This window comes from Veillonella parvula (assembly GCF_018378075.1).
In the GTDB taxonomy this organism is placed as follows: Bacteria; Bacillota; Negativicutes; order Veillonellales; family Veillonellaceae; genus Veillonella; species Veillonella parvula_K.
Map to the genome: position 1 here is coordinate 380119 of NZ_JAGZYE010000001.1, position 20703 is coordinate 400821.

Consider the following 20703-nt stretch of genomic DNA (forward strand, 5'->3'; position numbering starts at 1 on the left):
GTTGCCATTTTATAATTAATATTTTTATTTTACTACGTACTGTAAAAGCAGTCAAACACTAGCGTTTTACGACTTGAATAGTTTTTATTAAATCATTTTTAGGGCTTGTATTTTGATCAGAACTATGACTAGTATATAAATCATTTTGCTCTTTAACAGTTTGTTTATTGTGTTCTTTTCTAGCTTTAGCCTCTTCTTCTAAGCGTTTTTTCTCAGCTTTTACTTTTTCAACTTCTTCTTTTGCTTTGCGTTTAGCAGCTTCTTTCTCTTCTTTAGCTTTCCGTTTTGCTTCCGCTTTAGCTGCTTTTTCTTTTTCTTTTTCTTCTAAGCGTAATTTGTATTGTTCAAGCTTTGTTAATGGTTTAGCTTCTTGAACTACAGGTTCAGGAACAACTGCTGTAGGAGATTTAGGAATACCACGTCCTAAGTCTTTTTCTTGAATCATAGTAATCGTAGAAATATCTTCAAACCCTTTACGCCATGCTGCAAACCCACCAAGGTGTAATTCTTTTACCAGATCAAGTTTTAAGCCTAACGATGTATTATCTTCAAACCAAATACGATCTGAACCAGAAGCTGTTGGAATAGATAAATAGTATAACTTTAATCGATCGTCCCAAGTCATTTTATCTCTGTAATTAGCAAAGTAATTACTTGTATTCTTCATAGTCAATGTCTCGCTTTTTGCATAACCATTCGTTTCATGCCATAAGCGCATATAGAATGGTACGCCTAATATTAACTTTTGAGAAGGAACTTCAGATAGCATTCTTTCTGTATGGCTACGGACCCAAGGATAACTTGCAACAGGACCTGCAGTAGTACTCTTAGCCCAAGTTTCGTCATACGCCATAAGAACTACATAATCTACTGTATCTGCCAAAGCTTTACGGTTATACACTAATGACCATTCTGGACTATCAGAATAGCCAGTCACATCGATAGAAGTTTTAATATTATACTGATGTAAATGATTAGACAAATATGCTACAAATGTTGTTAAACGATCACGATCAGCATAATTAATGTTTTCAAAGTCAAAGTTATAACCATCAAACCCATATATATAGGCATATTGAACAAGGTTATGAGCAAATTTCTTCCATACCGATTGATCCGACAAAATACCACTTGTAAAATTAGAGTCAAACCGATTAGTAATTAACGGCCAAATATGATAGCCTTTATCCTTATACGCTTTCACATAATCAATATTTACATTTGGACTTGCTTCTAAACCTAAGCTATGTAATTTAAACCAACTTGGAGAAATGATATTATCACCACTCGTATTGAGTTTTGCCTGATATGGAGCGCCCTCCGCTGTCCATGGATCAAAAGCCCACGCCAATGGTGTTTGCAATGTATAAGGCGCTTTCACCGTAGATGCTTCTGGTGCAGGGCCTAAAATAAGTTGACCATTATTTTTTGTATAACTAACACCTAGCATAGCTGGATCAGACTCAATATCTACATAGGATATACCATCTTTTTTGGTAATGGGCAATTTAACAGGTTCACCTACGGCTGTAGGATTTAAAACAACCTTCTCACCTTGTAATTCACTTTGTGGAACATACACGGTATATGCTGTTTTATATTGATTTACTTCGTAATGTCGTGTAGTAGTGGCTAAAAATTGATCCAAAGGAACCAATACCTCTGCATGTACGAATGTACTAGATAATGCAGACATTACTAAAGCTGTTAACGATTTTATAATAATAGATTTACGAATCATGTACTCTCCTAATTCTAGGTCCCATACTGGGATACAATACCAATTTCTATATTATACCATATTATATATAGTTCATCTCTTTTCTTGCATGAAGGATATATGTAATTTATAATTTAATCTATGTACTAATAAAAATTATCACATAAGGAGTTTTGTATGCATCAATATTTATTTTTCATAGGGGACTTCCCTATTAGAGCCTATGGTACCATGTTAGCTTTGGCTATCATCTGTGGTGCCTCTGTTGCCTATGTACTTTTGAAAAAGGATGGCCGCGGTTGGCATGAACACATCATCGACTTTTCCATTACTGTTGCCGTAGCTGGTCTCATCGGTGCTCGCCTATGGGATGTCTTTTTCTTTGATTGGGATTATTACGGTAATCATTTATTGGAAATTCCCTTTGTTTGGCAAGGAGGCATGGCCATTCAAGGTGGCGTAGTACTAGGCACAATTGCGGGCTATTGGTATCTTCGTAAAAACAAGATTGACTTTTGGGCTTTTGCCGATTTATTTGCCCCTGCATTGATTTTGGCGCAATCCGTAGGTCGTATGGCAAACCTTTTAAACGGTGATGCTTTTGGTCATCCTACGGGCGGTAATTATGGTATTATCTATCCTGAAAGTACCCTTGCCTACCGCACCTACGGTAATCAACCACTATGGCCTGCCGAAGTATGGGAAGGTCAAATCGATATTCTTATCTTTGTGGTCCTTCTATTATTTGGATCTTTTAAGCATGCTAAGGGTCAGGTATTCGTACTATATGCTATTCTCTATTCTACGGCTCGCTTTTTCTTAGAGTTCTTACGTGGCGATTACGTAAACGTAACGCTAGGTCTAAAATCTGCTCAAATGACGAGTTTAATAGCTATCATTGTCGGTATCTGTGTATTCATCTATCTAGGCTATCTAGAAAAGAAAAATCAAAAAGTACTTGTTACTATAGAGCCAACAGTAAAAACTAAAAAACGTAAATAAATTACATATAAAAAGAAAAGTCCTGCATTCATTGGTTTTACCATTGAATGTAGGACTTTTACTATTTTTTGAAATAAAACTATTTCTTAAATGGCTATTTTCTATAAGGATATTTCTTATAAATTTTCTTTAGCTTTTAGAGCATCAAGTTCTTCTAAAGCACGATTTGCAATCAGTGCATTTTTTTCTTTTTTCTTACGTACTTTTTGAGGCCACGACTCCATAATGCCAAAGTTGACATTCATTGGTTGGAAGTTAGAGCCTTCGTAGTTAGAAATATAGTGACTAAGAGAACCAATAGCCGTCGTCTTAGGGAATTCAATAAACGGTTTTTCCTCTAAATAGCGAGCTACTTGAAGACCTACCATGAGACCGCTAGCAGCGGACTCCAAGTAGCCTTCTACACCTGTCATTTGACCAGCAAAGAATAGCCGTGGTTCTTTTTTTAGTTGAAATGCGTGATTTAATAGTTCAGGAGAATTGATATATGTATTGCGATGCATAACACCATAACGAACAAATTCTGCATTTTCGAGTCCTGGAATCATACCGAATACACGCTTTTGTTCGCCCCATTTTAAATGAGTTTGGAAGCCTACCAAGTTAAACATGGTGCCTTCCTTATTTTCCTTACGCAATTGTACCACTGCGTAAGATTCCTCATTGGTACGTTTATCCACTAAGCCTACAGGCTTTAATGGTCCATAACGTAATGTATCTTCACCACGGCTTGCCATGATTTCTACGGGCATACAACCTTCAAAGTAGATTTCTTTTTCAAAATCCTTTGGCTGTACGGCTTCAGCTGTTGTAAGCTCATTCCAGAACGCTTTATATTCCTCTTCTGTCATAGGACAGTTAAGATAATCCGCATCGCCTTTGTCATAACGAGAAGCAGCAAAAACTTTATCGTAGTTTAAAGATTCAGCCGTTACGATAGGTGCAGCAGCATCGTAGAAGTAAAAGCCTGTTTCACCAGTTAAGGCTTTAATCTTATCTCCTAATGCTTCAGACGTAAGTGGACCAGAAGCAAAGATAACAGTTCCCTCTGTAGGAATCTCAGTTACCTCTTCGTGATGAACTGTAATATTAGGATGGCTCTTTACCTTCTTAGTCACCATTTCACTAAATAAATGACGATCAACGGCTAATGCACCACCGGCAGGTACAGCAGTTGCATCGGCACATTCCATAATGATAGAACCTAAACGACGCATTTCTTCTTTCAAAAGGCCTACCGCATTTTCAATATTACCAGCGCGCAACGAGTTACTACATACGAGCTCTGCAAATTGATCTGTTTGGTGCGCCGGAGAACTCTTCACAGGGCGCATTTCATATAAGTCTACATGAATATCTCGGTTAGCGAGTTGCCAAGCCGCTTCGGAGCCTGCAAGGCCTGCACCAATAACAATAACATTTTTATTATTCACTTGTAGTTTCCTCTTTTTTAGCTTTACTAGACTATTTAGATTCTTTTACAGGTTCTTCACTAGCTTCGCTCTTTTTCTTTCTTGTTTTCTTTGGTGGTCGAGTCGGACAAGTTTCATTGGAACAGAACTTTTTAACTGTACCATTTTTATATGTCTTTTCAACCATTATAGAACCACATGTTTCACAGAAATCATGAGTTGGCTTATCCCATAGTGTAAAGTCGCATTGTGGGTATCGATTACAGCCATAGAAAATGCGTCCGCGACGAGACTTACGTTCTACGATTTCCCCTTTTTTACATTTAGGACACATTACCCCAGTTCCCACTGTAATAGGTTTTGTGTTTTTACATTCTGGAAAATTAGAGCATGCTAAGAACTTACCATAGCGACCAAATTTATATACCATTGGACTATGACAGAGTTCACATATCTCATCGCTTTCCATAGATGCAATTTCAATGCGCTCTACATCACTTGCATCTTCTAGTTCTTGCGCAAAGACCTCGTAGAAATCAGATAATACTTTTACATACGTATCCTTACCAGATGCGATAGCATCAAGTTCTTCTTCTAAATCACGGGTAAAGCCAGTATTGATGATTTTTTCAAAATATGTAATCAAGAAGTCTACCACTACAAAGCCTAGCTCAGTAGGCACGAATTGTTTATTCGTATTTTCCACATAGTTACGGCTTACGATAGTATCTAGAATTGGTGCATATGTACTAGGGCGACCAATGCCAAGTTCTTCTAATGTCTTGATGAGACTCGCCTCGGAGTAACGTGGAGGTGGTTGTGTAAAATGTTGTTCAGGCAATACCTCTACCGTATGGGCAGCATCATTTTTTTTCAGAGCTGGCAATTGAGGTGCATCCTCTTTTTTCACATCTTCATAAACAGCACTGAAACCTGGGAAGATAACACGAGAGCCAGTTGCTTTAAAGGTATAGTCATCTTTAACATTCAACTCAATCGTTGTGGATTCATTTTGTTGAGGCGCCATTTGGCTCGCCATAAAGCGATTCCAAATCAACGTATATAGCTTAAGTTCATCACGACTCAAGAATGGTTCCACCATTTTAGGTGTTAACTCGAGAGATGTAGGACGAATCGCCTCATGCGCATCTTGTGCAGAACCTTTAGAACCGTACACATTTGGTTTAGATGGATAATATTCCTCCCCATAGTTACGAAGAATAAAGTCCTTAGCCATAACTTGCATCTCTTTAGAGATACGCGTAGAATCTGTACGCATGTACGTAATCAAACCTACGTGGCCATAGGAGCCAATTTCTAAACCTTCATATAAATGTTGGGCGATCATCATCGTACGCTTAGCACCAAAGTTCAATTTACGCACGCCGTCTTGTTGCAAGGTGGATGTTGTAAACGGGGGGGCCGCTTTACGAGAACGTTTGCGCTTTTCTATATTTGTCACTACTGCATCTTCACCGCCAATAGCATCAACCACCGCTTGTGCATCGCTTTCAGTAGTAATATCGATTTTCTCGCCTTTAATATGTGTCAACTCCGCTGTGAAAGATTCTTTTTTAGGTGTTTCAAAATTACCTTTAATGGTCCAATATTCTTGTGGTTCGAAGGCTTGGATTTCGCGCTCTCGTTCACAGATGAGTCGAACTGCTACAGATTGTACACGACCAGCACTGAGACCCTTACATACTTTTTTCCAAAGTAATGGACTCAATTTATAACCTACGATACGATCTAATACACGGCGCGCTTGTTGAGCATCTACCATATTCATATCGATGGTACGTGGAGCCTCCAAAGCCTCTGCTACGGCATTTTTAGTGATTTCATTAAACGTAATACGACATGTAGACTTAGGATCTACATTTAGAATGTACGCTAAATGCCAAGAAATAGCTTCCCCTTCACGGTCAGGGTCAGTTGCGAGCAATACGGCACTGCTTTCATCAGCATAAGAAACTAGTTCATCAATAACCTTTTTACGTGTTACCAAATTACTATAGCGCGGCGTGAAATCATGCTCTATATCGATGCCCATTTGAGATTTAGGCAAATCTCGTAAATGGCCCATACTCGCTTTTACAACGTAGTTGGGACCTAAGAATTTTTCAATTGTTTTAGATTTAGCAGGAGACTCTACGATTACTAATACTTTGCCATCAGGATTATATACGCGAGGTTCCCGTTGCTCCGGTGGCACTGAAGTTTGTAGTACAGATTTATCCCGTACAATCCCCATTGGAGTAAGGGCTTCCTTAGCTACCTTACGCTTTATCGTAGTACTTTCTTTCTTAGTATTTTTCTTTTTTGTGTCATTACTAGTACTAGCTGCTTTCGGCTCGCCAATAACGATAGATCGTTTAATGGACAAGTATATCACTCCTAGTCATATTAATATAGCCTCTCGGCGGATGATTCTCTATAGCCCCTTCCATTTCTAACTCTAGTAATAAGGGCTGTAGTTGTTGTAATGGAATACGAGTAGCTTTCAAAATATCACTAACCGTAATACATCGATCATGAGGTATTTCACTCAATATTACACTCCTATCCACATTAAAGCTTAACATAGAGCACCCTTTTCTATCAACACTTTGACTATGATTCCCTATTTGAACGCTATCTTTTACACCTTTATTTTCATTATTCCTTGTTGGTAAAAATTTTTGTTCACTAGAAAAATATTCCCGCAATGTTAAATGATATTGTTCAACTATATCCTCATAACCAGTCAGTACATATGCACCATTTTTCATTAAGAATTTATTTCCGTCTGCCGTATGGTCTAATAGATTACATGGTACCACAAATACATCTCGACCTTCACTAACCGCCATATCTGCCGTAATCAAAGAACCACTACTAGACTTGGCCTCCACTACGATAACACCTCTGCATAATCCACTAATGATACGATTCCGTGCTGGGAAATGTTTTGCGGACGGCGGTGTACCTGGCGGGTATTCGGATAGAAGTAACCCATTATTTTGTAACATACGATCAAATAATTTTGCATTTTCTCGAGGATAGGTAATATCTAAACCACAACCCATAACAATGATTCCATACCCCTGACTAGCTAGAAGGCCTTCATGACCATGTGAGTCTATACCACGGGCCCCACCGCTAACAATAATGGTACTGTATTTACCTAATTCTTTGCCGAGCATTCTCGCCACATTCCGTCCATATAAGGAGCAACTCCTTGCTCCAACAATAGCAATGCGATTTAATCGTCCATCTAAGAGTGCCCGATTACCTCTCATAAATAAAATGGCTGGCGGATTGTATATATGATTTAAGATAGACGGAAAGTCTTTGTCTAAAAAGGTAGTAAAATCCATCTGGTATTCGTCTACTTTATGGATAATATACTCTAATTTTTCATCTTTAGCCGATGCTGAAATGGCACGTTTATCAGATGCAGAAATATATGTATAAGATTTTAAGTTTTCTACATTCTTAATAGCTTGCCACGCATCATAAGGGGATCCAAAATCCTCTATAAAACGCCTTACATATGTGGCTCCAACATTGTATAAGCTTTGTAATCCTGCAATATAAATATTGTCATCGTATCTAATCATATAAACACCTAGTAATTCTTTCTAAGTATATAATCATTAATTTTATATAGAATCAAACAACTACTTTTGGCAAATAAACAACTACTAAATTTATGAGATAAATACTTTATTTGCCAGTTCTAAATAACATTGCTTCAGAAATATGATGTGGTTCTACTTTTGGATTTTCTTCTAAATCAGCAATTGTACGAGCCACCTTTAATATGCGATCAAAAGCTCGCCCACTTAAATGAAAATGGTCAAATATATTGCCTAAAACACTCCAAGCCTTATCTGTAATATTGCATAGTTCACTAATTGCCTTAAGAGGAACTGCTCCATTCGAATTAAAGTCAAAACCTTCATATCGTTTCTGTTGCATAGCAGTGGCCATGATAACTTGTTGTCTCATACTTTCACTCGTCATATTTGAAGATGATGTATCTAACAGCTGTTCAAGGGTCGGTCTCTCAACGGGAATATGCAAATCAATACGATCCATAATCGGCCCTGATAACCGTTGCTGATAGTTTTTAACCATCGTTTCTGTACAGACACATTCCTTATGAGGATCATGGTAATACCCACAAGGACAAGGATTGGCCGCAAGAATACAAATAAAATTAGCTGGATATATATAATTTCCTTGAGACCGATTTATAGTAATCGTTCTAGACTCTAAAGGCTGTCGTAATGCATCGATTACTTGGCGTTGAAACTCAGGCGCTTCATCCATAAATAATACGCCTCCATGAGCTAATGTTACCTCTCCAGGACGTCCCTGTATTCCTCCACCGACCATACTAGCTAAAGTAGCCGTATGATGAGGATGTCTAAAAGGTCTAGATGTAACTAGCCCATTATCGCCCAGCAAACTTATTACATCTTGTATGCGACTCACTTCAACGATTTCATTCCAAGTCATAGGAGGCAATATGGTCGGCAATCGTTCGGCCATCATCGTTTTACCCCCACCTGGAGGTCCTATCATAATACAATGATGATGACCTGCAGCACTGATGAGCATTGCTCGTTTTCCTAACTCTTGACCTTGTACATCGCCAAAATCAACTGTATATGTTTGATTAGTCTTTATAGTTATACTTTCATCCGTAACAGACGTATCAACACAATTATTACTAATCATAGTTACTTGTGGTTTACTGATTGTATCTAGATTTTCATTGCTTCCGGTTAATGGCATAGACTCTAAAGACCCTAGAATTGATTTATTGGCATTGTGTTTATCTACTTTTTCTTTTTTGATACTTATTTGTTTATTTTTATCAACTACCTTTGGCTTAATTTGTTCCTCTAAAATAGTAATAATTTCTTGTAGTGATGATCCACCATATATGGTTAAATTAGGAATAGCTTGTAGCACTTTACTATTTTCAATACTTGTATAAACTTTTGAATAGTTAGCATCTAATCCTGCTAGCGACATAGCTAAAGTCCCAAAGGTTGGTAATAGCGAACCATCTAACGCTAACTCTCCCATAAACAGACTCTTATCAAATAAAGCCGAAATCTTTGCTTTACGCCCCTTTATCTGTCCTGATGCAAGCAGAATCCCTAAAGCAATCGCTAAGTCGAGTCCAGCGCTACTTTTACGAATTGTGGCAGGTGCTAAATTGACTACGATACGTCTCATTGGAAATTCGTAGCCACTATTTTTAATGGCCGCTCGCACTCGTTCACGAGCCTCTTTAACCGATTGATTAGGTAGACCAACGATATCAAAAACCGGCAAACCTTGTGATATATCGACCTCTACAGTAATGATGCATCCATCAATGCCGTGCAAGGTGGCTCCATATAATTTTGCGTACATAAACAGACCTCACTAAAAACACTGTGGTAAATAATGAATAGAACTTTGAAAGTCTTCGTGTAAATACACCTCTATTACATCAAAGGATATTTCCTTCCAACGGCGCTTTTTTTGATTAAGATCATATAGAAACAACATAGCAGCTCGTTTAATATGCTTTTGTTTTTTCTTGGTAACTGCCTCACGTGCTAGTCCATGTTGCATACCTCGGCGAGCTTTAATCTCTATAAAATGATAGACTAAATCACGTTTAGCAATGATGTCTATTTCGCCTAAACGGGTTCGATAATTTGTATCTACTACTGTAAGTCCCATTTTTTCAATATAATTGGTAGCTACTCGTTCTCCCCATTTGCCCAGTTCTTTTGAATCGAGTTCATTAAAAGCTTTACCAGTACTAATCGTTTTCATATATACCTCCTAATAAGGTGTATCTGCAACAACAACTCATAGAATTTAATATCTATACTATATTAATCTTTCAACAGGTAATACTTACTTGTAGCGTAAATTATGGAGGTAACAAAAGTAAATACAAAAGAGGTTCCTAATAGTCACATAGGTGACCAATAGGAACCTCTTTACAGTTATGAACTATATGCAATTTATAATGTGATAATACGAATAAAACTAATACAACTATAGGACTTAACTTGATAGTCTAATTATAAAATAAATTTATTATCCATAATAAATACTTAGAAATTACTCAGGTTTAACCCAACGAACGATAGATTTAATAGGTTCAAAGCTCTTTCGATGTAGTGGTGTTACCCCTTGTTGCTCGATAGCTTCTTTATGTAATTCCGTATAGTAACCTTTATGAATACCAAAGCCATAGCCAGGGAACTCATCATCAAGACTCTTCATATATCGATCTCGCGTAACCTTTGCAATGATGGATGCAGCAGCAATATTAGCGCTTTTGCTATCACCTTTAATGATGGATTCAACGGGAATCCTCAAATCAGGCAATTTCATAGCATCGGCTACTACTGCTTCAGCTGGTATGCTGAGCGTACGAATAGCCTCATACATCGCTTGTCGCGTTGCTTCATAAATATTGAGTTCATCAATCTTTTCTGGGCCGTAGGAAATACAGCTAACAGCAACGGCTTCGTCCTTGATGATATCATAGAGCGCTTCACGCTTTTCTTCGGTTAGTTTTTTAGAGTCATTAAGGTCTGGAATTAATGTCATAGGTGGCAAGATAACAGCAGCTACCGTGACAGGCCCCGCAATAGGACCACGCCCCACTTCATCAACACCAGCCACATGATAGATACCTTGATCATAGAACATGCCTTCATAGTCATACATACCCATAAGACGTTGCTGTTCTTTTAACTCTTTTTCTTGACGCTTAATATAAGAAGCAGCCAATTTCTGTACAGAACTACGAGTATCCTCTTGAGCAAAAGACAAAATCTCTAAGGCTTGTTCAGTTTCAAAGAGAGCTTTAATATCTGCTACTTTTAACTTAGAAAATACATCCTTATCCATTATGACTCTCCTCACCATCTGCAGGGTAGTACGGTTCTTCATCAACTTGATCGAGAGTAATTGTACCTAACTTAGTATTGCGGTAGTCTTGCAAGATAATACGGCGAGCCTTGTCAAAATCTACAATGCCACCGCTTACAAGACAACCTCGACGACGTCCGATGCTTTCAAGAATCGTATCAACATCGGTCATCTCTTCTTCTTTTAATTTATAACGCTCTACCAAAATATTTGGCGCGTTCGTCAATAAGTAATTTAATAGCTGTTTTATAACATGCTCTAAATCATAAACATCATCGGAAATGGCACCTGTCATAGCGAGGCGAGCCGCGGCACGTTGGTCCTCTAATTTTGGCCATAATACACCTGGTGTATCAAGCAATTCAAGATTTTTACCGATTTTAACCCACTGTTGACCACGTGTATGACCTGCCTTATTAGCTGTACGCGTTGCAGCAGAACCAGCTAAAGAGTTAATCAATGTAGATTTACCAACGTTAGGAATCCCTAAGATGATAGTACGTACAGAACGGCTACGAATACCTTTTGCAACCCAACGGTCGATGATAGGTTTACTCAAACGCTCTACAGTGGATATTAACTTCTTATTACCCTTGCCAGACTTAGAATCGATAGCCAATACGGTGATGCCTTGTTTTGTAAAAAACTCAGTCCATTCCTTTGTAGCTTTAGGATCTGCTAAATCTACTTTATTTAACAGTACGATATGAGGTTTCTGACCAACGAGTTCTGTGATGACTGGGTTCGCACTAGAACGAGGAATACGCGCATCTAGTAACTCAATAACTACGTCTACCTTTTTGATATACTCCGTAATCATACGTGTGGCTTTCGCCATATGACCAGGGAACCAATGTACGATAGGTGAATCTGCCATAGTATTTCCTTTCTACATACTCATATACATCTCTTAGAGATACTTAAACTCTTAGAAATACTTAGTATATTTTATATTTATATTTATATGTATGTTTTATATTTTTATCTATCTTTTATAGCTCTATATTTCTCTATTATAATAATTTAATTCAGATAATAATGAAATAGAACTATTCATATCTAATTTTAGCAAAAATAAAAGGCTGCCAACGGCAGCCTTTTATGAACATTAGCGTTTTTCGCGAATACGAGCAGCTTTACCAGTAAGGTTACGTAAGTAGTACAATTTAGCACGACGAACAACACCACGGCGCATAACTTCGATTTTAGCTAAACGTGGGCTATGAAGTGGGAATGTACGTTCTACACCTACACCGGATGCAATACGACGAACTGTAAAAGTTTCTCGTACGCCACCGTTTTGACGTTTAATTACCAAACCTTCGAACACTTGGATACGTTCACGAGTACCTTCCACTACTTTTACGTGTACACGAACTGTGTCACCAGCACGGAATGTAGGGATGTCTGTACGAAGTTGTTCTTGTTCAAGTACGTTAATAATGTTCATTGTTTCCTCCTGTTTGCAGACATTCAATACCTACACCTTATAGGCAGCGGACTGTCTCAAATTAACAGCAATATAGTATCATAAATCACGTACTGTTAGCAAGTATTTTCTATATTATTTTAATAATCCAAATATTTACGTATTATTTACGTATAATTGGTCGTTTTAACTTACCTAATAAGCGGTATAAATTCTCCTGATCTTCATCCGATAAATCAGAGAACATTACATTAAGAAATTCGTTATATGTATGTAAAAGAGATTTGCCTAACCGTTTCCCTTCATCTGTTAAAGTAACTACAGATATACGTTTGTCCATATAATCAATATGTTTTGTAACATATCCCAATTCAATGAGTATGTCTGTCTGCTCCGACACAGTAGCAGGACGCATATTTAGAGCATCTACTAACTGCTTTTGTGATGCTCCTTGAGAACGCATATATAATTCAATAATAATTCTATCACGAGACTTTTCTTTGCCGCTTGGCACCTTACATAAGGCTTTATATAATTCATCATGATTCATAATCATCTATCTCCTCATACAACTTTGTATATTATAAAGTATTCGCTATAGTCTCTAAAAATCCTGCATAAAATTTGCATATTCTTCGTAAAAGCAAAAAAGAGGTACGCATGGTACCTCTTCTCTTGTATATCATAGTAAAAATTTAAATTTTTACTATAATATATTATTTTAATGAGCTAATATCTCCAATAATAGCCATTACACTGTATGCTAAACGAACGAGTTGTAAACGGTTAGCTTTAATAGCTTCATCTTTATCCATAACCATTACATCTTCAAAGAATTTGTTGATGGCTGGAACTAAAGTAGCTGGAACTGCCACGACTGCATCATAATCGCCAGCTTCCCAAGCAGCACTACTTGCTTCAGATGCTTTAGAAGCAGCTTCGAACAATTCTTTTTCAGCATCTTCTTTCAACAAATCGCTATTAACACCAGTATATTCCACATCTTTTACAAGATTGTACATACGAGTATAAGCTTGAACAAGTTCAACGTTTTCATCGATGCGATTTGCTAACAATGCATTTACAAGACCTTCAGCATCAGCAACGGATAATTCATTGTTAGACAACAACAAGTCGATTACATGATGAGGAACTTCACGATCAAGGAAGATATTTTTCAAACGAAGTGTGAAGAACTCCTCTACTTGACCAAGTAATTCTTCTTGTTTTTCAGCTGGCACATTAAGCAATTCCATAGATGCTTTGAAGATTGGACGCAAGCTGATATTCCATTCGCTACCAAGCAAGATGTTCAAGATACCAATTGTTTGACGACGCAATGCATATGGATCTTGAGAGCCTGTAGGGATTAATCCACGGCTGAAAGTAGCTACGATATTATCTACTTTATCGATGATGGACAATACTTTACCTGCTTCCGTTTGAGGCAATACATCACCTGCAAAACGAGGTAAATATTGTTCAAAAATAGCTTCTGCTACTTCAGGAGATTCACCATCAAGTAAAGCATACTCTTTCCCCATTACACCTTGTAATTCAGTAAACTCTGTAACCATACCTGTAGTAAGGTCAGTCTTAGCAAGCTCTGTAGCGCGTTCCAATACAACAACTGTATCTTCGTGCAAGCCACATTCTTCACCAAACACACGGCCCAATTTAAGTAAACGTTCAGTTTTATCTGCTAAGTTACCAAGACCTTCTTGGAATACAATTTTAGTCAAACCATCTTGACGGTCGATAAGAGGTTTCTTGCGGTCTTCGTTAAAGAAAAATTTAGCATCATCAAGACGTGCACGCAATACACGTTCATTACCAGCTTGAACTACTTCGATAGAATGATCGGAGCCGTTGCGAACTGTTAAGAACATTGGCAACAATTTGCCGTCTTGGTCAACCAATGGGAAGTAACGTTGATGGTCTTTCATAGGTGTAATAATAGCTGCATCTGGAAGTGCCAAGTAGGACTCTTCAAAGCCACCACACAATGCTGTAGGCCATTCAACAAGATAGTTGATTTCTTCTAACAAATCATCATCCCAAACGATGGATGCATTTTTAGAAGCTGCCATATCATGTAATTGTTTGGAGATCAATTCGCGACGAGCATCTTGATCGACCATAACAAAGTTTTCTTTTAATGTGTCTACATAGGATGCTGCATTTTTAATAGTGATTTCATCAGCACCTAAGAATCGATGACCACGTGTTACATTACCAGATTGAACAGTAGCAAATTCTACAGGAATTACGTCTTCATCAAGTAATGCTACAAGCCAACGTACTGGACGTACAAACTTAGCATCTAAATTCCCCCAATGCATAGATTTAGGGAAGTTAAGGCCTGTAATCAATTGAGGCAACATTTCTGTAACGATATCTTTTGCCGGAACCCCTGCAGTTTTAGTTTCTGCGTAAATATAACCATCTTCTACAACGAGATCTGCTACATCAAGACCTTTACCACGAGCAAAGCCGATAGCCGCTTTAGTAGCATTACCGTCAGCATCATAAGCGATGGACGCAGATGGACCTTTATGACGTTCACTGATTTCGGCAGATGTATCAGCAAGACCTTTAACGATAAGAGCCAAACGACGTGGTGTGCCGTATGTTGCGATGCTTTCAAAAGGAAGATGGGCATCATTTAATTTTGTTTCAGCCAATTGTTTCAATTGACCTAAGATATTTGGCATAAAGCCGGCAGGAATTTCTTCTGCACCGATTTCAAATAATAAATCCTTTGCCATCTTATTTATCTCCTTTCAAAAGTGGGAAACCTAATTCTTCACGTTTAGCAAGGTATTGTTGTGCACAAATACGAGCTAATGCACGTACGCGACCGATGAAAGCTGTACGTTCGCTGATAGAAATAGCGCCACGGGAATCAAGCAAGTTGAATGTGTGGGAGCATTTCAATACATAGTCGTAAGCTGGTAATACATAACCTGCACAGCAAACGCGTTTTGCTTCTGCTTCGTACATATCAAACAATTTGAAAAGCATATCTGTATCAGCTAATTCAAAGTTATATACGGATTGTTCAACTTCGTTAGCATGCCAAACGTCACCATATGTAACATTTTCATTCCATTTAAGGTCATATACATTTTCTACGCCTTGAATGTACATAGCCAAACGTTCTAGACCGTATGTAATTTCTACGGAAACTGGTTTACAGTCGATGGAGCCAACTTGTTGGAAATATGTAAACTGAGTTACCTCCATACCGTCGAGCCATACTTCCCAGCCAAGGCCCCAAGCGCCCAATGTTGGAGATTCCCAGTTATCCTCAACAAAGCGGATATCGTGGTCTTCTGCGTGAATGCCTAATGCAGCCAAAGATTGTAAGTACAATTCTTGGATATTATCTGGAGATGGTTTCACGATAACTTGGAATTGATGATGTTGGAACAAACGGTTAGGATTATCACCATAACGACCGTCTGCTGGACGACGAGAAGGCTCTACATAACATACAGACCATGGTTCAGGACCAATAGCGTGCAAAAATGTAGCAGGGTTCATTGTACCTGCACCCTTTTCGATGTCATATGGATTTTGAACGATACAACCTTGATCGCTCCAGAATTTTTGTAGATTTAAAATAATCTCTTGAAATGTCATTGCTGCCTCCACTTTACACAACCGACATAAAATCAACCATTTCGTTACAAACAAAAAAGTCCCTGTAACGAAAAACGTTACAGGGACGAGTATACCCGCGGTTCCACCCTATTTGGCTTGCGCCCTCTTTTTTCTATGTTGGCCTTTACTAACAGATTTCTGCGTTCCTGCCAATGCTCTACAGCGCCTTCAACCAAATGTGAGCTTACACCATCCTCACTCGCTAGAGAGGTTTACTACTCTGCTTCATCGCATATATTATAGATAATATTGTAGCAATACAGAGGGATGAATGTCAACACAAGTAAATATATCAACTATATAAGAATGAAATCAAAGATTATTAATAAAACTAATGATTAACATTCTATTACTCGATTTCTTTATAATGTATCAACGAATCAATATCTCTTTCTAAATCTTTTTTCTTCACTAAGCTAAAATCTAAACAATCGATAGCTATATCCATAAATGCAAAGTTAATAGTAAACTCATAGCCTACTGCTGTAGCATAACCTTTATCAACATGTCTATTTTTTATAACACCTCTTGATCGAACGTCTTTAGTCTCTATAGAAATATCTTGAATAAAAAGACTAGATTTACCAGTTTTAAATCTAGGTAAAAAAAGTGTGTTCATTAAATCATTATCTATATTAATTTGAGTACAATACTTAAATTCTAGATAAAATGTCTCTGCCACTAAAATAGCTCTATTACCTAAATCAGTAACTAAAAAGTCCAACATTTGTTCATCAGCATACTGCAAAGAAATTAATTCAGATTCTATAATTTGTATTTTATCCATAAATATCCTCAAAAACTTTAACTATTATCTATCAAAATATAAGAAAATATTTTTAATCAAATAAAATATAAAAAATATCAACTTAAAATGATCATTATTGTGAGATTAATATTACAAGTTATTTAATCGCTCAAGTATAGAGATCTCTTTTCTATAAAAATACCTAAAATCAGGAGACTTACCAATCCAAAAATTACTAACTCTATAACGAAGACTATAATTATTTTCAGAGGTAATATTTCTACTATTTAATCTCCAGATTAGAACTCAATATATTATTACACTAAATATATATCCCATAAATATACTCCATAAATATAAATATTAAAGCAAATACTAATACAGCTAAGACAAATAATGCTAAGAAAGTACGAGTCAGAATCCATCCTCTTTTTTCATACTCCGTTAGTGTTCCAGCTTTATTTTTACGCCATAAGATATAAGTACCTACCATACCTATTCCAAGCATAAATAGTGCATTAAAGTCCTCAATGAATTTAGGCAAACCAAAATACGATTCTATTAAAATACTGATTAAGAAATAGTTGCCAATTAGTGTTAAAACTGTAACCTTCCGAGTACCCCAAGATTTAATCATATAATAATTAAAACCTAAAAATAAAAATATATTTACTATTTGTTTTTCCACACGTTTCCCCCTGAGGAAATAGTCTAGCCATAAAAAATGTATTCTAATAACATAATTTAGTTAATGCAATACAATCCATAAAATAAACATAACTACAATTATATATATATAATTTTCAATTACATAGAGAATAAGATAGCCATTAAAAATAACAATATTGTAAAAAAAGAAAATAGGTAATAAGTCCTTTTATTGTCACTATTTTTATAAATTAGTGAAAACAGGTATGTACTAAATGATAGCAATAAAAATTCAATTAGGTATTTAAATTCTTTATTTATAGTATCCAAGAACTTTAAATCCGTAAACAATACAAATAAAAATATGCCAAAACTAATCAATCTATATTTTTCATTTATGTCTTCATTAGATCTTCGGATATATTGAATTACACTATAGGCAAATGCTAAAAATAAGGATATAGTAGCAAAATAATATATAAAGTTCATTGATTTAATTACTCCTCATTTTTTCTTCTTCATCCTCCAGAATATTTTCACATGGCTTATTTAGTAAATATACTATCCTCTTTATAAAAGAATCTAATACGATATAACAAATATATAAGCCCTAAAATTGTTACTATCTCGAACATAATTTATTCTCCAAATTAATTTAAGAGCATACTTACCTTAAATTAGTATGATCTAGTAACCCAAGTATCACGATCATATCGTGGTTTTGAGTCCTTCTTAGTTATCTCAGATATAATCTTTCTTTCATCTTCTGAAAATTGATCAATACTGTCCAAAATTATAAGTTCATCCCCATATGCTTTTTGCAAATACTCTAAATTACTATCTGCTGGAGATTCAAATATTTTACTAAAGCCTTTATGATTTGGAATAATTCGTACTGTTCCATAGGGTAATACGTTAACAACAACTATACCGAAATCACCATTAGAATATATATAGGGAAAATCTGTAGCAAAACCAGTCATATTTTTATTGAGCCCTGTTTGTTTGCCATAATCTACAAGAGAGTTTATAAATATTTGATATTCGTATATTCTAATTCCAATAAAAAGTAGAATAATTACTAGTAACGATAAAACTACTGTACAAGTTATCTTTATAAGCTTTCTAATGGGCATAAAAACTCTTTAACTCCTCAGATATAAATACGAAAGGTATAACATTAATGTTATTATTATAGGATTGCTTTAATCCTAATTAATCTAATTTACTAATTTTGCTCTAAAGCTAATAAATCTACATTATTATATACTAATGTTACTAAATTATAATTTTTATCTATTGAGAATAGTCCTTTAAGGCCGCCTGCATCAATAAAGGAGTAAGTATTATCATCCATTTTATAGAATTTACTTTCTAAAGGTACAAAATATTTATCTAATGCTAGACCAACTTTCTCTGCCTCTTCTTCAGAACACTGTAAAGCATGCTGTATCCGTTTAAAGAATAGTTTGTGTACATTTTCTATTCTGTCTTCTATTGTTTTATTAACTTTCTTATAAGTCTTATATCTATAAATCAGATATAAGATGGCTAGTAGTAAAGCAATATTCTCTTTCATAACCGCCTCTAACATATACTAAATATACTTATATAATATATGAGAATATAAACTTAAATGAACTATTATAGTTATATAAATAAATTGTAAACCACCTACCAAAGATAAATCAATTCATCTTCGATAGGCGGTTTATTTTATTCACCCTTAGCAATACGGTCTAAGAGTTCAATATAGCTTTCTTTATTTAAGGCTGGTGTAAAGTTGTCTAATATATCTTTAGCACCTGCTGCATCATCGTATAGTAAGTCTACGATTGTCATAGCCAATGCTTGTGCTGTTTTAATGTACGCTACATCAGGTACAGAGATTTCATATTCCGCACTGTGTAGTACACCACTTATACAACCAACCCATGGATGGATGACCGGCATCAAGTGAGATACGTCCCCCATATCTGTACTAGCTGTTATATGTGGGCCTTGGTATATATTGGCTTCACCAAAGATAGGATTTGAATTTTCTCGTAATAGAGCATTCATACGTTCATCATTACGCATCGGTAAATAACCAGGTAGGTCATGGATAACACATGTGGCTCCTACTGCATCGCCACCGGCTTTTAAGGCCCGGTTTACACGATGATTGCCATCTACAATAGCTTCAATATTAGAGGCACGCACGTAACTTTCAACTTGAACATAATCAGGCACACAATTTACCAATGTACCACCTTGATTAATGATTGGGTGGAATCTGAAATAATCGCTTTCTTTGAAAGTTTCACGAATGGAGTTAACCCCCATAACCCCCATCAAAGCAGCATTAAGAGCATTGATGCCTTCATGAGGTGCTTGTGCTGCATGGGCTACCTTACCGTGATATTCAATCAGTTTAGATACAAAACCATTAGAGGTACTACCAAGCCCCATTTCACCAGCTGGTGTTTTGGCTGTCTCCACATGCATTTGCATAGCCATATCAATATCGTCGAAAGCTCCTTCATAGATGAGCTGTTGCTTACCACCCATATACTTAAGCTTACCTTGCTCACGCAATTTATTGCGGTAATCAATTTCAATCATTTCCTCTGCCGGAACAGCAAATAATACAACATCGCCAGCTAATTCGTCCACCACAGCTTGTAAACCCATAGCGACAGCAAACATATTCGCAATTTGTACATTATGACCACAGCAATGGGCGGCCCCTGTTAAATCATCGGCACGAGGATGGCGAGGACAGAGAATGGCATCTAATTCCCCCACCATTGCAACCGTATATTTACTATCTCGACCTTTCATTCTACCTTTTACACCTGTCAATGCATGGCCAGTAGTATAAGAAATGCCAAGTTCATCAAACATAGCTTGAACCTTTTTAGAGGTTTTTACCTCTTTAAAACCCAATTCTGGTTCAGCCATAATAGATTCAGCCAATTCTCGTAAACGCGGTTGTGCATCAACAATAGCTTTACAAACACGTTGCTTTACTTCTTCCTTTGTCATACGGCTCATAATATCTCCTTTATAAAATCGACCGTATAAAATACGGTCGATCATGTCATCATGATGTATAGATATCTTCTAAAATATAATTCTATAATTATATCTTAACATA

General features: G+C 36.5%; 18 protein-coding genes. 1 reads left to right on the forward strand and 17 read right to left on the reverse strand.

The window, feature by feature from the left end:
• Positions 1 to 58 precede the first annotated feature (58 nt).
• On the reverse strand, positions 59 to 1741 hold the full coding sequence (locus KH286_RS01820) for a glycosyl hydrolase family 18 protein (protein ID WP_278617548.1): 1683 nt from the start codon (positions 1739 to 1741) through the stop codon (positions 59 to 61).
• A 156-nt stretch (positions 1742 to 1897) separates the two neighbouring features.
• Here KH286_RS01820 and lgt point away from each other — a divergent pair, with 156 nt between their 5' ends.
• Positions 1898 to 2722, forward strand: coding sequence for a prolipoprotein diacylglyceryl transferase (gene lgt / locus KH286_RS01825; RefSeq protein WP_004697043.1), 825 nt, complete (start codon positions 1898 to 1900; stop codon positions 2720 to 2722).
• Positions 2723 to 2838: 116 nt separating this feature from the next.
• Here the strand turns inward: lgt and trmFO are convergent, their stop codons facing one another.
• From trmFO to KH286_RS01905, 16 genes are all read right to left on the reverse strand, one after another.
• A complete protein-coding gene (gene trmFO / locus KH286_RS01830; RefSeq protein ID WP_101928296.1) occupies positions 2839 to 4155 on the reverse strand; it encodes a methylenetetrahydrofolate--tRNA-(uracil(54)-C(5))-methyltransferase (FADH(2)-oxidizing) TrmFO in 1317 nt (438 codons plus the stop codon).
• A gap of 31 nt (positions 4156 to 4186) precedes the next feature.
• Entirely contained in the window at positions 4187 to 6520 is a 2334-nt protein-coding gene (gene topA, locus KH286_RS01835; RefSeq protein ID WP_004697212.1) for a type I DNA topoisomerase, read from the reverse strand.
• Entirely contained in the window at positions 6510 to 7736 is a 1227-nt protein-coding gene (dprA, locus tag KH286_RS01840; protein ID WP_004697297.1) for a DNA-processing protein DprA, read from the reverse strand. The genes topA and dprA overlap by 11 nt, the downstream gene beginning before the upstream one ends.
• Positions 7737 to 7842: 106 nt before the next feature.
• Complete coding sequence (locus KH286_RS01845) at positions 7843 to 9549, reverse strand: YifB family Mg chelatase-like AAA ATPase (RefSeq protein ID WP_004697347.1); 1707 nt, start codon at positions 9547 to 9549, stop codon at positions 7843 to 7845.
• A gap of 12 nt (positions 9550 to 9561) precedes the next feature.
• Entirely contained in the window at positions 9562 to 9960 is a 399-nt protein-coding gene (locus tag KH286_RS01850) for a YraN family protein (protein ID WP_004696986.1), read from the reverse strand.
• 294 nt (positions 9961 to 10254) lie between these two features.
• Positions 10255 to 11052 (reverse strand): ribonuclease HII, encoded by a 798-nt coding sequence (locus KH286_RS01855; RefSeq protein ID WP_004697109.1) that lies wholly within the window; start codon positions 11050 to 11052, stop codon positions 10255 to 10257.
• The gene (gene ylqF, locus KH286_RS01860) at positions 11045 to 11950 is read right to left on the reverse strand and encodes a ribosome biogenesis GTPase YlqF (RefSeq protein ID WP_004697388.1); all 906 of its coding nucleotides are present in this window, start codon (positions 11948 to 11950) and stop codon (positions 11045 to 11047) included. The genes KH286_RS01855 and ylqF overlap by 8 nt, the downstream gene beginning before the upstream one ends.
• 231 nt (positions 11951 to 12181) lie before the next feature.
• On the reverse strand, positions 12182 to 12523 hold the full coding sequence (gene rplS, locus KH286_RS01865; protein WP_004695921.1) for a 50S ribosomal protein L19: 342 nt from the start codon (positions 12521 to 12523) through the stop codon (positions 12182 to 12184).
• A 142-nt stretch (positions 12524 to 12665) separates the two neighbouring features.
• Complete coding sequence (locus tag KH286_RS01870) at positions 12666 to 13052, reverse strand: MarR family winged helix-turn-helix transcriptional regulator (RefSeq protein ID WP_004697491.1); 387 nt, start codon at positions 13050 to 13052, stop codon at positions 12666 to 12668.
• 166 nt (positions 13053 to 13218) lie between these two features.
• Positions 13219 to 15270: a glycine--tRNA ligase subunit beta gene (glyS, locus tag KH286_RS01875; RefSeq protein ID WP_004697286.1), complete on the reverse strand. Its 2052-nt coding sequence runs from the start codon at positions 15268 to 15270 to the stop codon at positions 13219 to 13221.
• Between the two features lies 1 nt (position 15271).
• Positions 15272 to 16147: a glycine--tRNA ligase subunit alpha gene (glyQ, locus tag KH286_RS01880; protein ID WP_004697243.1), complete on the reverse strand. Its 876-nt coding sequence runs from the start codon at positions 16145 to 16147 to the stop codon at positions 15272 to 15274.
• A gap of 370 nt (positions 16148 to 16517) precedes the next feature.
• The gene (locus KH286_RS01885; protein WP_004697174.1) at positions 16518 to 16955 is read right to left on the reverse strand and encodes a hypothetical protein; all 438 of its coding nucleotides are present in this window, start codon (positions 16953 to 16955) and stop codon (positions 16518 to 16520) included.
• A gap of 283 nt (positions 16956 to 17238) precedes the next feature.
• The gene (locus tag KH286_RS01890) at positions 17239 to 17604 is read right to left on the reverse strand and encodes a hypothetical protein (RefSeq protein ID WP_038150263.1); all 366 of its coding nucleotides are present in this window, start codon (positions 17602 to 17604) and stop codon (positions 17239 to 17241) included.
• A gap of 637 nt (positions 17605 to 18241) precedes the next feature.
• Positions 18242 to 18700 carry a hypothetical protein gene (locus KH286_RS01895; RefSeq protein WP_255263888.1) on the reverse strand — a complete coding sequence of 153 codons (459 nt, stop codon included), beginning with the start codon at positions 18698 to 18700 and terminating at the stop codon, positions 18242 to 18244.
• 92 nt (positions 18701 to 18792) lie between these two features.
• A complete protein-coding gene (locus KH286_RS01900) occupies positions 18793 to 19143 on the reverse strand; it encodes a hypothetical protein (RefSeq protein WP_227065298.1) in 351 nt (116 codons plus the stop codon).
• A 137-nt stretch (positions 19144 to 19280) separates the two neighbouring features.
• On the reverse strand, positions 19281 to 20600 hold the full coding sequence (locus KH286_RS01905; protein WP_077708452.1) for an amidohydrolase: 1320 nt from the start codon (positions 20598 to 20600) through the stop codon (positions 19281 to 19283).
• Positions 20601 to 20703 lie beyond the last annotated feature (103 nt).